This is a genomic window from Agrobacterium larrymoorei, assembly GCF_013322225.1.
Lineage (GTDB): Bacteria > Pseudomonadota > Alphaproteobacteria > Rhizobiales > Rhizobiaceae > Agrobacterium > Agrobacterium larrymoorei_A.
Genome location: NZ_JAAMFB010000031.1, coordinates 136,921 through 150,528 on the forward strand (window position 1 = coordinate 136,921; position 13,608 = coordinate 150,528).

General features: G+C 55.6%; 11 protein-coding genes. 9 read left to right on the top strand and 2 right to left on the bottom strand.

Annotated elements, in window-relative coordinates:
• Positions 1 to 114: 114 nt before the first annotated feature.
• Entirely contained in the window at positions 115 to 1,815 is a 1,701-nt protein-coding gene (gene rpsA, locus G6L28_RS19400; protein WP_174065643.1) for a 30S ribosomal protein S1, read from the top strand.
• A gap of 246 nt (positions 1,816 to 2,061) precedes the next feature.
• Here the strand turns inward: rpsA and G6L28_RS19405 are convergent, their stop codons facing one another.
• Together G6L28_RS19405 and G6L28_RS19410 are read right to left on the bottom strand one after the other, a co-directional pair.
• Complete coding sequence (locus G6L28_RS19405) at positions 2,062 to 3,663, bottom strand: hypothetical protein (RefSeq protein ID WP_174065645.1); 1,602 nt, start codon at positions 3,661 to 3,663, stop codon at positions 2,062 to 2,064.
• Between the two features lie 206 nt (positions 3,664 to 3,869).
• The gene (locus G6L28_RS19410; RefSeq protein ID WP_174065646.1) at positions 3,870 to 4,496 is read right to left on the bottom strand and encodes a ribonuclease D; all 627 of its coding nucleotides are present in this window, start codon (positions 4,494 to 4,496) and stop codon (positions 3,870 to 3,872) included.
• 149 nt (positions 4,497 to 4,645) lie between these two features.
• On the opposite strand from G6L28_RS19410, the gene G6L28_RS19415 reads away from it, so the two are divergent.
• The 8 genes from G6L28_RS19415 to G6L28_RS19450 all read left to right on the top strand — a co-directional run bounded on the left by G6L28_RS19415 (position 4,646) and on the right by G6L28_RS19450 (position 13,472).
• Positions 4,646 to 5,224 carry a nucleoside 2-deoxyribosyltransferase gene (locus tag G6L28_RS19415; RefSeq protein WP_174065647.1) on the top strand — a complete coding sequence of 193 codons (579 nt, stop codon included), beginning with the start codon at positions 4,646 to 4,648 and terminating at the stop codon, positions 5,222 to 5,224.
• A gap of 16 nt (positions 5,225 to 5,240) precedes the next feature.
• Entirely contained in the window at positions 5,241 to 5,990 is a 750-nt protein-coding gene (locus G6L28_RS19420) for an SDR family oxidoreductase (protein ID WP_174065648.1), read from the top strand.
• A 596-nt stretch (positions 5,991 to 6,586) separates the two neighbouring features.
• Positions 6,587 to 7,609, top strand: coding sequence for a substrate-binding domain-containing protein (locus G6L28_RS19425; protein WP_174065651.1), 1,023 nt, complete (start codon positions 6,587 to 6,589; stop codon positions 7,607 to 7,609).
• Between the two features lie 107 nt (positions 7,610 to 7,716).
• On the top strand, positions 7,717 to 9,210 hold the full coding sequence (locus G6L28_RS19430; RefSeq protein ID WP_174065652.1) for a sugar ABC transporter ATP-binding protein: 1,494 nt from the start codon (positions 7,717 to 7,719) through the stop codon (positions 9,208 to 9,210).
• Positions 9,207 to 10,151: an ABC transporter permease gene (locus G6L28_RS19435; protein ID WP_174065653.1), complete on the top strand. Its 945-nt coding sequence runs from the start codon at positions 9,207 to 9,209 to the stop codon at positions 10,149 to 10,151. Before G6L28_RS19430 ends, G6L28_RS19435 begins: the two co-directional genes overlap by 4 nt.
• A gap of 2 nt (positions 10,152 to 10,153) precedes the next feature.
• On the top strand, positions 10,154 to 11,122 hold the full coding sequence (locus G6L28_RS19440) for an ABC transporter permease (protein ID WP_234902653.1): 969 nt from the start codon (positions 10,154 to 10,156) through the stop codon (positions 11,120 to 11,122).
• 128 nt (positions 11,123 to 11,250) lie between these two features.
• Complete coding sequence (locus G6L28_RS19445; RefSeq protein ID WP_174065654.1) at positions 11,251 to 12,300, top strand: sugar phosphate isomerase/epimerase family protein; 1,050 nt, start codon at positions 11,251 to 11,253, stop codon at positions 12,298 to 12,300.
• 11 nt (positions 12,301 to 12,311) lie between these two features.
• Positions 12,312 to 13,472 carry a Gfo/Idh/MocA family protein gene (locus G6L28_RS19450; RefSeq protein ID WP_174065656.1) on the top strand — a complete coding sequence of 387 codons (1,161 nt, stop codon included), beginning with the start codon at positions 12,312 to 12,314 and terminating at the stop codon, positions 13,470 to 13,472.
• Positions 13,473 to 13,608 lie beyond the last annotated feature (136 nt).

The window sequence follows — 13,608 nt, forward strand, 5'->3', positions numbered from 1 at the left end:
AAAGCATGCTCTGCGCCGAAAGCCTCTTAAAATATGAGGCGGGTATGCATTTGGGAGTGATCAACACAAACCCCGGCGCTTGTGTGTTCCTTTGCGAACACTTCAGGAGATTTAATGTCTGTAGCTACCCCCACGCGCGACGATTTCGCAGCCCTGCTCGAAGAGTCCTTTGCTTCCAACGATCTGGCCGAAGGCTATGTTGCCAAAGGCATCGTAACAGCAATCGAAAAGGACGTTGCGATCGTTGACGTCGGCCTCAAGGTTGAAGGCCGCATCGCGCTCAAGGAATTTGGTGCACGTTCGAAGGACGGCGGCCTGAAGGTCGGCGACGAAGTCGAAGTTTATGTCGAGCGCATCGAAAACGCTCTGGGCGAAGCCGTTCTGTCGCGCGAGAAGGCTCGCCGCGAAGAGAGCTGGGTCAAGCTCGAAGCCAAGTTCGAAGCTGGTGAGCGCGTTGAAGGCGTCATCTTCAACCAGGTCAAGGGTGGTTTCACCGTCGATCTGGATGGCGCAGTTGCCTTCCTCCCGCGTTCGCAGGTGGACATTCGTCCGATCCGCGACGTAACGCCTCTGATGCACAACCCACAGCCCTTCGAAATCCTCAAGATGGACAAGCGCCGTGGCAACATCGTCGTTTCCCGTCGTACGGTTCTGGAAGAGTCCCGTGCAGAGCAGCGTTCTGAAATCGTTCAGAACCTGGAAGAAGGTCAGGTTGTTGACGGCGTCGTCAAGAACATCACCGATTACGGTGCGTTCGTTGACCTGGGCGGCATCGACGGCCTGCTGCACGTTACCGACATGGCATGGCGCCGCGTCAACCATCCTTCTGAAATCCTCAACATTGGCCAGCAGGTCAAGGTTCAGATCATCCGCATCAACCAGGAAACCCACCGTATCTCGCTCGGCATGAAGCAGCTCGAGTCCGATCCTTGGGATGGCATTTCTGCCAAGTATCCGGTTGGCAAGAAGATTTCCGGTACCGTTACGAACATCACCGACTACGGTGCATTCGTTGAGCTGGAGCCGGGCATCGAAGGCCTGATCCACATTTCCGAAATGTCCTGGACCAAGAAGAACGTACATCCCGGCAAGATCCTGTCCACGAGCCAGGAAGTCGACGTTGTCGTTCTCGAAGTCGATCCGTCCAAGCGCCGTATTTCGCTCGGTCTCAAGCAGACGCTGGAAAACCCATGGCAGGCATTTGCCTATAGCCACCCGGCCGGCACTGAAGTTGAAGGCGAAGTCAAGAACAAGACCGAATTCGGCCTGTTCATCGGCCTCGAAGGCGATGTCGACGGCATGGTTCACCTGTCCGATCTGGACTGGAACCGTCCGGGCGAACAGGTCATCGAAGAGTTCAACAAGGGCGATGTCGTCAAGGCTGTTGTTCTGGACGTTGACGTCGAGAAGGAGCGCATCTCGCTCGGTATCAAGCAGCTTGGCAAGGATGCTGTCGGCGAAGCCGCAACTTCTGGCGAACTGCGCAAGAACGCCGTTGTTTCCGCTGAAGTTATCGGCGTGAACGAAGGTGGTATCGAAGTGAAGCTCGTCAACCACGAAGACATCACCTCCTTCATCCGCCGCAACGACCTGGCACGTGATCGTGACGATCAGCGTCCTGAGCGTTTCTCGGTTGGTCAGGTTCTCGACGCCCGCGTCGTCAACTTCTCCAAGAAGGATCGCAAGGTCATGCTTTCGATCAAGGCTCTGGAAATCGCAGAAGAGAAGGAAGCTGTTGCTCAGTTCGGTTCGTCCGACTCTGGCGCTTCGCTCGGCGACATCCTCGGCGCGGCTCTGAAGAACCGCGGCGAGTAATCGTTAGCCAATTGCAAAAAAAGAGCCCGCTGGAGCGATCCAGCGGGCTTTTTTGTGGCCCGTTTTAAGGGTCTGCCACACTTCTGAAATTTCGCTCCCCCGGGCTTCGGTAACGCCGACTGCAACCTAATGCTCCCAAAGCTGAGCCTTCGGATTTACTCGCACCCAAAGCGCCGTGCCTTGCGTAAGGCTTGGGCGGATAAGGCACGCTATAACCCTTCGAAACACCGCGTCTTGCCTCAAGCTTTAGGCAAAATTGCTCATTTTGAGATAGTAAGATTCCGCGTCGCCGATACCATTTTCGATAACGCCTTCGGAAACAGAATGGTCCTCTTGGGGGTCATTTGCGGCAACGCGTTCCTCTGCCGGAGGTTCCTCTTGATTTTGCTGCCCATCTTGCTGTTCCGGGTCAGGATCTTCGCCCGAAGATGATGGCCAGCGGCCGCGTGGAGGCGTGTCGGATTGAGGTTCGTCTTTGTCGGCAGGGTAGTTTATGAAGGGAAGGGGCGTCCCTTCCTTCGTCACCATAGCCGCGACCATGGACTGCAATGTAGGCAAATCCGTAAGAGCGCTACGCAAATCTGCCGCTACCGCGGCCTTTTGTGCGGCCTGAAGCTCCGGACGGGTTTGTAGATTCAAATCCTGCATGTGTGTTTTGCCCTCACCCTCTGCCATGGCAGCGTGCTGGACTGACCGGTTGTTTTGCGCGGGCTCTGCAGTTTGAGGGAGGGAAGGCGGTGGACTTATGGTTTCTGCAGTCGTTTCTACCGGACCCGTCAATGTCCCTCTCAGCACAGCAAGCAGCAGCTTCTCGATTTGACTTGGACTTGCGCCATAAAACTGCTGGCGAACCAAAGCATCGTCAAAGGTCGGCGCTTGTAGGTTGGGCACGGATACCGGAGTGAAGTTGGATTTTGTTGGCTCCAGCCTGTTGCTCTCCTCCAACTCGGCAGGGCGGGCGGGTGCGTGTTTCTCACCCTGAATGACGGGCTTTTCTCTCGGTTCTATTGGCTGTTGACGACCAGGCAGCGCCAAGGCTGGCGCGCTTGCAGGCACCTCGACTTTGCCGGGGTTGACTATTGCGGGAGACCTGGACGCGTCACCACCCTGGACAGAAAGTTTCTGCGTAGCTGCGGGCTGCTCGAGCGATTCGAAAAGAAGGTTCGGCGATGCCGAAAATTTGGGTGCCTGGTTATTGTTCGTCGCTTTTTCAGGAATGCCGTTATTTGCAATAACAGGCCGTGTTTGATTTACGTTTGCTTCCAATTCTGCGCCAACAGGATCAGCAAAGGGGAGGCTTGCGGGGATCAGAAGTCTTTGCGTACCGCTCGAATTTGCCGGGAGCGGCGGAGCAGAAGACAGGGCGAGATCTTGCAGATAGGCGGGGCGGCCTATGCGACTTGTTTCGTTTTCCTGCATCAGTTCGAAGGCGGCGGCGAGCCGCGCAGCTTCCGGACCAGCGGAGTTCTTGAGAGCCTCGAGTAGAACGGTAAAGGTCAGCCCTTTAATCAGCTGGCTGAGCTGCTGTTCGAACAAAGTCTTCTGCGCTGCGGATAACGTTTGTAAGGCTGATATGAGGCGCGTGACATAGGCGTCGGATGTCTCGCTATCCATTCTACGGATATCCAGAAGCTTTCCGAGCGCATCTGCAAGTATGCCGACATTCTGGGAGAGTTGGAGCTCGCCCGAAGCGGCTCTCAGAGCAGCGCCGACAGAGGTTGCGGCAGTTTCTGGCTCTGCTTGCGTATGGAGAGTTGGGGGCGACGATGTAGGTGCGTTGTCCTGCTTCGTATCCTGAGGCTGGAATGAAACATCGGCTGCCGAGACTGCGCTGATGGGTGTAAGCACGGTGCGCATCCTTTCAGATGGCAAGCAAATGTCCGTGCTTGCCAGCTTCAATGGCCCACGTCTGCGGCCTTGTGACGACACATTGGTTAATATCAACCGCTCATGCGGCTGTCTTCCCAGCTGTGCGATGACGATTAAGTCCTATCGAAGCGAAGGTAATAACCACAAGCATGATCGGGAAAGATTAATGTTTCGCTAAGTATCCGTTAACTATGAGCGAAAATGTCTGTGTCGTCCCAGCCTAACAAATCCAGCTTGGCGCGCGTCGGCAAAAATTCGAAGCACGCAGTTGCGTGGTCCAGACGGCCATCACGGATCAATCGCTGGGTCAGCTTTTCACGCAGCGCATGAAGATGAAGGACGTCAGAGGCTGCATATTCCAGCTGCGCGGGCGAAAGCGTTTCCGCAGCCCAATCGGATGATTGTTGCGCTTTTGAAATATCCACCTCAAGCATTTCCTTGAGATTGTCTTTCAGTCCATGCCGATCGGTGTAAGTACGGGAAAGACGTGACGCGATCTTCGTACAGAATACTGGAGTGGTCGTCACTCCGAACGTGTGGAACAGAACCGCGATATCGAACCGTCCATAATGGAAAATCTTCTGTCGGGTGGGGTCTTCCAGCATAGCCACCAGATTGGGGGCTTGTGTCTGTCCGGCTGCGATGCGGATGACGTCCGCAGAGCCATCTCCCGGTGATAGCTGCACAACGCAGAGGCGGTCGCGTCGAGGCACCAGTCCCAGCGTCTCGGTGTCGATCGCGATAGCGCCTTTGTAACGCGCAACGTCACTCTGGGAAATATCCCCTTCATGAAAACGGATCGTAGCTGGCATGGTGAACTCCGGTATGACTTTTCAGTCCCGGCTATACCGCATGGCAAAGAAATAGCATACCCGATTTTCGCCCGGCTGGGCTTGCTATCGCTGGTGACTACGTTTTACGGTATTCCTTCAATGTTTTGCTCAAATATTCCAAATCATCAATGACCAAAAAAATCTATTTAGCCGGGCCGGAGGTCTTTCTCCCGAACGCCCGTGAAGTTCTGGATGCGAAAGCGCAACTGACCCGCGAGGCGGGTTTCATACCGCTTTCACCCGGTGATCTCGAAATTCCTGCGGCAGATACGAAGATCGGTCATGGCTGCAACATCAATGCCGTCGATGAAGGCATGATGCTGCAAGCGGACGCGATTATCGCCAATCTTACGCCTTTCAGGGGGATTGCGGCAGATACCGGCACGAGCTTCGAACTTGGGTTTATGTGTGCCCAGGGCAAGGCCGTCTTTGCTTACACGAATGTTGCGGCAGATCATTTCACCCGCATATCAAAGCATTATGGTGGAGCCATCGCGGTGGACGAAGGCGGACGCCATCGTGGACCGGATGGGTTGTCCGTCGAGAACTTCGATATGGTCGACAATCTGATGCTACATGGTGGCATCCTTCGTCGAGGCGGTATCGTCGTCGTGAGAGACGCGGCTGCGGCTGAGCTTTACACTGATCTCACGGCGTTCAGGGAATGCCTTTCGATTGCGGCCGCAAAGCTTCTGAAGATCGATTAATATGGGAGACTTCACAATGACCGGAACAATTCTCATTACCGGCGCGACGTCAGGATTTGGATTGGCAACCGCGAAACTTTTCGCGCAGAACGGCTGGAAGGTCGTTGGCACTGGTCGAAGGGCGGACCGGTTGGAAGATCTCAAGAGCGAAATTGGCGAAGCGTTTCATGGCCTGATCTTCGATATTACCGATGAAGCCGCGATGCATGAGGCTTTTTCAAGTCTTCCTGCGGGGTTCAAGGACATCGACATACTGGTCAATAATGCCGGTCTGGCGCTCGGAACAGCGCCAGCGCCACAGGTGCCGCTTAAGGATTGGCACACCATGGTCAACACCAACATCACCGGCCTGTTGAACGTGACACATCATCTTCTGCCGGTACTCATCGAGCGCCGCGGGATCGTGATCAATCTTTCCTCGGTCGCGGCGCATTGGCCATACGCGGGTGGTAATGTGTATGCGGGTACAAAAGCATTTCTCCGGCAGTTTTCGCTCGGGCTTCGGTCGGACATGCACGGGAAAGGCGTCCGTGTGACGTCTATCGAACCGGGAATGTGCGAGACGGAATTCACCCTGGTTCGCACCGGCGGCAATCAGGAAGCTTCGAACACACTTTACAAGGGTGTGCACCCGATCTTGCCTGAAGATATTGCCAACACCATTCACTGGGTGGCGTCTCAGCCGAAGCACATCAATATCAATAGCATTGAAGTGATGCCGGTGAACCAGTCGTTCGCTGGCTTCCAGGTCCATAGAGACGAATAACTCTCTTGGATGATTAAAAACGCGGCACCAGTACAGCAGGTATGCGTTTGACGCAATGCTGCTCTGCGAGAGCTGCTCTGTTAAAAATCGGAAATCGAGCTATATTTAAATCATCGAAGCGACGCACTCCTCCTCCCAGCGTCGCGAGATGTGGATCGGCAACACTCCTCCTCCCAGTTGTCGATCAAGTTTAAAGCCTGCCGCACCTCCTCCCGCGGCAGGCTTTTTTCGTTGGCGATACTTTATCAAGCTCCTGGTCCGGTCTTCATGCAGACGTCAGGGCGAAATAAGCGTGCGCGACCAGCATCCCCGGTTCCCAACCGAACACCGCATCTAAAAATCGTGATTTCCGTTACGCTAACACGCGTTGAAGAGCCGGTTGATGGCTGCTAACGTTCGAGCAGGTGGGCAGGAGGAGCCTTACCTGCCGGATCGCATGGAGACATGCTGCGACCTGCGCGGCGTTTGAGGGCAATCATTTTCATTAGTCGGATGTTCTGTCAGGAAAACCGAATGGTCTTGACAGCTCGATATAACCGGTTTCAATAATATATTGTAACCGGTTACATAACCGGAATGATGCTGGAGGAGCACTCATGTATAAATTCCTAACTGCTGCGATGGTACTCGCGTCGAGTATCGCCGTGACTGCGAATGCACAGGAGCAGACCTACAAGATCGGCCTGTCCAATGGTTTCGCAGGAAGCGAATGGCGCACTCAGATGATCGAGGAGGCTCAGGCCGCAGCCGCTGCCTGGGGTGAGAAGGGCGTAAAGGTCGAAGTCGTCGTTCAGAGTGGAAACGTGGACGTTCAGGGCCAGATTGGCCATGTCCGCAACTTCATCAACCAGGGCGTCAATGCGATCCTGATCAATCCGAACAGCCCAACGGCTTTTGATCCGGTTTTCAAGCAGGCCAAGGCACGCGACATCCTCGTCATCGCAACCGATGCCGAAGTTTCTTCCAAGGACGCCATCTATGTCGGCATCGACCAGAAGGCATGGGCCGCGCAGTCAGCGCAGTGGCTCGCAGATACGCTTAAGGGCAAGGGTAACGTCGTTGCGATCAACGGTATTGCTGGCAACCCTGCAAATGAAGCACGCGTTGCAGGCTACAAGCAAGTTTTTGAGAAATACCCCGACATCAAGATCTTGAACGAAGCCAATGCGGGTTGGGATCAGGCGCAAGGTCAGCAGACCATGCAAAACCTGCTCGCAACCTACCCGGCCATCAATGGGGTCTGGGTTCAGGACGGCATGGCCGATGGTGCATGGCGTGCAATCGAGGCTGCTGGCAAGACCAAGGACATTGCTGCGACTGGCGAAATTCGCAAGGATTTCATGACCCGTTGGGCAGCTGAAAAGTTCAACTCAGCTGCATCGGTCAATCCTCCCGGCGTAATGGCAAGCGCATTGAATGTCGCTGTCCTGAAGCTTCAGGGCAAGGAATTCAAGGACGGTATCTTTGGCGGTACCTACGGTAACGCCATTTACATCCCTATTCCCTTCGTCGACAGTAACAACGTCGCTGATAACCTGAAGAATGCGGAAGGAAAGCCGGGTTACTGGTCAGTTACCGCAACCGTCAGCCCTGAGAAGGCTGCAGAATTCTTCAAATAATCCAAAATTGACATCGATCATCGCGGGTCGGCGCTTCGCGCCCGCCCGCGTCTCAACCGCAGCGAATTTTCGCGCCAGGAAATAAAGAAATCTCTCGGAGGCACGCCATGGCTCATGCTTTGGAGGCGGCTGGAATCACAAAAAATTTTGGCGCCGTGCGTGCGCTAGTCGATGGTCGCCTTACCGTGGGCAAGGGCGAAATCCATGCTCTGCTCGGCGCCAACGGCTGCGGCAAGAGCACACTTTGCAAGATCATCGCGGGTGCGGTCGTGCCTACTACCGGTTCGATTCGCTTTGAAGGCAAAGAGGTGCGCTTCGGCAGTCCGCGTGACGCGGAGCGTGCTGGCATCGCACTTTTTTACCAAGAACTGAGCCTTATTCCGCAACTCTCCGTCGCGGACAATATTTTCCTTGGCCGTGAGCCGCGGCGTGGTCCTTTTGTTGATCGCGCTGCGCTGAACACACGTGCTGAACTGTTGATTTCATTGTTCGATGGCGTGGCCGGAGACGGTTTGGTAGCCGATGCCGTCGTCAGCGACCTTCCCCCCGACCAGCGCCAGATCGTCGAAATCCTGAAGGTCTTTGCGCAGAATGCTCGTTTGATGATTATGGACGAGGCGACAGCGGCTCTTGACGGTCGTCAATCGCAGCGCTTCTTCGAGGTGCTTCAGGCCAAGAAGGCCGAGGGTATTTCCACCATCATGATTTCTCACCGCCTTGATGAGGTCTTTGCCGTGTGCGACCGTGTAACGGTGATGCGCAACGGCTCAACGATCTCTGAAATGGATACAGCTTCGACCACTCGGGAGGCCGTTGTCCATAGCATGGTCGGAGATGTTCGGGCCGCCGCTCCAAAGTCTGCCGTTACTTTACGCCAGACACCGAGCCTGCGTGTCAACGATGCGATCAGCAGCGCGGTGCGTGGCGTTACATTCGATGCCTATGCAGGGGAAATTCTCGGCCTTGCAGGTCTGCAAGGTCAGGGGCAGTCCGCTTTGTTGAGGGGCCTGTTCGGCTCTACTCCGTTCATCGCGGGAACCCTTGAGTTTGAGGGCAAGCGAATGGACATACGTCGTCCGGCGAACGCCGTGGCCAATGGTTTTGCCTATGTGTCGGGCGACCGCGGGCGCGACGCTGCCTTTCCGGGGCGTTCCATTTTCGAAAACCTCGTCGCTGCGCTGACGGTGCGAGAAAACATGAGGCTTATCAATCCATCTACCCTGCGGCCTCGCGTCGATAAGGTTGCGAAGGATATGAAGACGAAGTTCGCTGGACTGGATGTTCCAATCGGAACCCTGTCGGGCGGAAATCAGCAAAAAATCTTCATCTCCCGCTGGCTGGCCACGGCACCGAAGCTTCTTCTGTTGGACGATCCCACAAAGGGTATCGATCTTGGGGCCAAGGCCGATCTGTTCGCGCTCATGCGCCAGCAGGCGGAGGCAGGAGCAACCATTATTTTCTATTCTTCCGAGGATTCAGAGATTCTCGAATATGCCGACCGCGTTCTGGTGTTCAACGGTGGCCGCATTTCCGCTGAGTTGACCGGGGCCGACATGAATGCAGTCAGCATGACGCGCGCAGCCTACGGAGATGCCGCATGACGTCCCTAGTCCTGTTGAGGCGTCAGCCCTGGCTGATTACCATCTTTGTTCTTCTGGTGCTGATCGTGGTGAACACGGTTCTGCAGCCCAGCTTCATTCAACCCAGCGTGCTGCAATCCAACCTCACGACATTCCTGCCGTTGATCCTCGTTGCCATTGGCCAGACCTATGTGATCCTCGCAGGCGACATCGACCTGTCCGTCGGAAGTATCGTCGCGCTTGCCAATGTCGTGACGGTAACGATCATCGACATGCTCGGAGGCTCTGTTGCCTCGCTTTTCCTCGGCATGGGCGCCGGAGTGCTGGTGGGTGCGATCTGTGGTCTGGTGAACGGGATATTCATTTCCGGTTTGCGGTTTCAGCCAATCGTGACGACCTTCGCAACTGGCATTATTTTCGCCGGAATCGCGATCTGGGTCATGCCGCAGGCTGGGCTTCCCGTTCCAGAAGCCTATTGGCAGACCTATTCCGAGAGTATTCTTGGAGTTCCCTTCGTTGCCTGGGTTTTGGTAGCGGGCATCATATTTACGCTTGTGGTAGCGCGCATTCCTTTCCATTCCCACCTGCTTGCCGTCGGCGGTAACCGGACCGGCGCTTTCCAGACGGGTTTGCGCTTGGGAGGCATCCGCATCGGCTCCTATATCATTTCGGGCCTGTTTTCAGCGCTTGCCGCACTTTGCCTTACAGGTGAGACCGCATCTGGAGATCCTCTTCTCGGGGCGAGCCTTGCCCTGTCTTCCATCTCGGCGGTCGTCCTTGGTGGCACCGCCCTATCCGGCGGCTTCGGCAGTTCTACCGGGTCTATCGTCGGCGCGCTGGTTCTTGGAATGATCGGCAATGTGATCTTTTTCGCGGGTCTTCCCTTTGAATACCAGACACTGGTTCACGGACTGATTGTGCTGACCGCGCTTGCTGGCGGCGTGTTTGTGACGAGGCGCTGATCATGAAGAATATGACATCGCGTTTTATGACGCTCGCTTCCGATCCCCTGACCCTCGCCATAGCTGCCTCTGTCGTTCTGCTCATTGTTGGTGAAATATTGTCCCCCGGCTTTGCGCAGGGCACGCAGATCGTAAAGCTTCTGACCGTCGCCGCGATTCTCGGCATCGTCGCCGCCGGCCAGAACCTTGTGATTCTCGGTGGCCGCGAAGGTATCGACCTGTCTGTCGGGTCCATGATTTCGCTGGGCGCCGTGCTCGCAGGCAACATGATGGATGGGCAGAATGGTGGCATTCCACTGGCGATTCTCGTTGCTGGAGCCGTGCCGTTTTTGATCGGTCTGATCAATGGCGTTGGCGTTACCTTTGTGCGTATCCCGCCGCTTGTGATGACGCTCGGCATGACGGCGGTTATCCAGGGTGGGCTGATCGTATATTCGCAGGGCGTGCCTTCGGGCGCAGCAGCACCGATGCTTGCCGCTTTCGTCAACCGCCCACTGTTCTTTGGGATTCCGGGTGTTCTGTTCGTATGGCTGTTGATCGCCTTGATCATGCTCTTCGTGTTGCGGCGGACCGCATTTGGCTTCGCCATCTATGCCATCGGCTCCAATGAGCGTGCGGCAACGCTCGTCGGTCTGCCGGTTCCGCTTATTCGCACGCTGCTTTACGGCTTTTCCGGCCTGTTTGCCGGTCTTACCGGTGTCTGCGTCATTGGTTACACAGGCACCTCGTTCATTTCGGTCGGCGATCAATATGTGCTGCCGTCCATTATCGCCGTGGTCATAGGCGGCACCTCCCTTGCTGGAGGGGCCGGTGGTTACATCGGTACCATGGCAGGCGCGGTGGCGCTGACGATCCTACAAAGTGTTTTGATAACCCTTAATCTTGACGTTTGGGCACGCCAGATCATCTTCGGATGCACATTGCTGACGTTGATGCTGCTCTACGGCCGCCAAAAGAAGTTGCGAGTATGAGTCACTTGTCGCGGCCGCTGAATCCCCAAATGGGTAGCGGCCGCGAAACACATAACTGAAACGGAACTGCCGGTTCGCGCCCAAGATCCTATACCTCCCGCGAATGGGCATAACGAAAGGAAGCTTTGATGAAGACGCTTAAAGGCCCCGGTATTTTCCTTGCCCAGTTCATTGGTGCGGAAGCGCCATTCGATACGCTCGATAATCTTGCTGGCTGGGCCGCATCTCTTGGCTATAAAGGCATTCAGGTCCCGACCGATCCTTCCTTCTTCGATCTAGAAAAGGCCGCCGGTTCAAAAGATTACTGCGATGAGATCAAGGGGCGTCTGGCTGAAAAAGGCGTGGAGATCACCGAGCTTTCCACGCATATTCAGGGTCAGCTCGTAGCCGTGCATCCTGCCTACGATGAGATGTTCGATGGTTTCGCGCCGCAGGCTGTACGTGGTAATCCGAAAGCCCGGCAGGAATGGGCTGTCAATCAACTGAAATACGCAGCAAAAGCGTCACGTCATCTCGGCCTTAAAAGCCATGCGACCTTTTCCGGCGCACTTGCCTGGCCCTTCGTCTATCCCTGGCCGCAGCGTCCGGCTGGCTTGATCGAACAGGCATTTTCCGAACTAGGCAAAAGATGGAAGCCCATCCTCGACGTTTTCGAGGAGAACGGGGTCGATGCCTGCTTCGAACTGCATCCCGGTGAGGATCTGCATGACGGCATTACATTCGAACGCTTCCTTGCCGAAGTCGGCAATCACCCCCGTGCAAACATTCTGTATGACCCATCCCACTTCGTTCTTCAGGCGATGGATTACCTCGACTTCATCGATATCTATCACGAACGGATTCGCGCCTTCCACGTTAAGGATGCGGAGTTCAATCCGACTGGTCGTTCCGGGGTTTATGGCGGATATCAGGGGTGGGTGGATCGCCCAGGTCGTTTCCGTTCGCTTGGCGATGGTCACGTCGATTTCGGTGCGGTGTTTTCGAAACTCGCTCAATACGATTTCGATGGATGGGCGGTACTGGAATGGGAGTGCGCTCTCAAGCATCCCGAGGACGGCGCGCAGGAAGGCGTCGACTTCATAAACAATCATATCATCCGTGTAACAGAACGCGCTTTTGATGACTTTGCAAAAAGCGGGGTGGACGAGGCTGCCAACCGTCGTTTGCTTGGTCTTTGAGGAGAGATGATATGACCCGTAAATATGAAGGACGTCGCATTCGACTTGGAATGGTAGGTGGAGGGCAGGGTGCGTTCATCGGTGCCGTCCACCGTATGGCAGCGCGTCTGGATGACCGGTACAAGCTTGTTGCGGGCGCCCTGTCTTCCGACAGGGATCGCGCCAATGCTTCTGCGCTTGAGCTCGGCATTGCTCAGGATCGCTCTTACGCAAGTTTTGCGGATATGGCGAAGGCTGAGGCTGGGCGCGAGGACGGTATTGAGGCCGTGGCAATCGTGACGCCGAACCATCTGCATTTCGCGCCGTCCAAGGCATTTCTTGAAGCCGGTATTCACGTCATCTGCGACAAGCCGGTTACCGCAAGCCTTGAGGAGGCGTTGGCACTCGAGGAGGCGGTGAGGAAATCCGGTCGCCTTTTCATCCTGACCCACAACTACACCGGTTATCCGATGTTGCGCCAGATGCGGGAAATGATCGCTGCTGGAGAGATCGGAAAGCTGCGCCACGTTCAGGTCGAGTATGCGCAGGACTGGTTGACGGAAGCTGTCGAAAACACCGGTGCGAAAGGTGCCGAATGGCGAACCGACCCGGCGCGATCGGGTGCTGGTGGTGCAATCGGTGATATTGGCACACATGCTTTCAATGCTGCTGCATTCGTGACCGGCGAGACCCCTGCGGAGCTTCTGGCTGACTTGACCTCGTTTGTTCCGGGGCGTCGTCTGGATGACAGTGCCAATATTCTGTTGCGCTATGGCAGCGGTGCCAAGGGCATGTTGTGGGCAAGCCAGATCGCGGTCGGTAACGAGAACGAACTGTCCCTGCGCGTCTACGGCGATAAGGGCGGGCTTGAATGGCACCACCGCTCCGTCAACGAACTTCAATTCACGCCGTTTGGAAAGCTCCGACAGACCATAACACGCAATGGAGCAGGTGCGGGTGCCGGAGCAAACCGCGTCAGCCGCGTTCCATCCGGTCATCCTGAAGGATATCTTGAAGGATTTGCCACGATCTATCGTGAAGCGGCGGATGCAATCATTGCGGCAAGAACAGGGGATAAGCCTGCAAAGGACGTGGTTTATCCAACCATTCGCGATGGCATCGAAGGTCTGGTTTTCATCGAGGCCGCTGTCGAATCCAGCCGCACTTCCTCATGGGTGAAGCTATCACGTTGATAATAATGGTGGGTCGCCTACGGGCGGCTCGCCTCAGGCGCTCAAGGGAAGTTGTGAAGAACGCAGTGTTTTGATTTTCTGGAGATAGTCATTTGAAAAATAATAATATTTCTGGATTTTCCTGAAACCATAATTG

What these genes read in the sequence shown, in the direction of transcription:
- G6L28_RS19430 (WP_174065652.1), top strand. Translation starts at nt 7,717, where the DNA reads ATGGCTCATGCTTTGGAGGCGGCTGGAATCACAAAAAATTTTGGCGCC.
- rpsA (WP_174065643.1), top strand. Translation starts at nt 115, where the DNA reads ATGTCTGTAGCTACCCCCACGCGCGACGATTTCGCAGCCCTGCTCGAA.
- G6L28_RS19450 (WP_174065656.1), top strand. Translation starts at nt 12,312, where the DNA reads ATGACCCGTAAATATGAAGGACGTCGCATTCGACTTGGAATGGTAGGT.
- G6L28_RS19425 (WP_174065651.1), top strand. Translation starts at nt 6,587, where the DNA reads ATGTATAAATTCCTAACTGCTGCGATGGTACTCGCGTCGAGTATCGCC.
- G6L28_RS19420 (WP_174065648.1), top strand. Translation starts at nt 5,241, where the DNA reads ATGACCGGAACAATTCTCATTACCGGCGCGACGTCAGGATTTGGATTG.
- G6L28_RS19435 (WP_174065653.1), top strand. Translation starts at nt 9,207, where the DNA reads ATGACGTCCCTAGTCCTGTTGAGGCGTCAGCCCTGGCTGATTACCATC.
- G6L28_RS19410 (WP_174065646.1), bottom strand. Translation starts at nt 4,496, where the DNA reads ATGCCAGCTACGATCCGTTTTCATGAAGGGGATATTTCCCAGAGTGAC.
- G6L28_RS19445 (WP_174065654.1), top strand. Translation starts at nt 11,251, where the DNA reads ATGAAGACGCTTAAAGGCCCCGGTATTTTCCTTGCCCAGTTCATTGGT.
- G6L28_RS19415 (WP_174065647.1), top strand. Translation starts at nt 4,646, where the DNA reads ATGACCAAAAAAATCTATTTAGCCGGGCCGGAGGTCTTTCTCCCGAAC.
- G6L28_RS19440 (WP_234902653.1), top strand. Translation starts at nt 10,154, where the DNA reads ATGAAGAATATGACATCGCGTTTTATGACGCTCGCTTCCGATCCCCTG.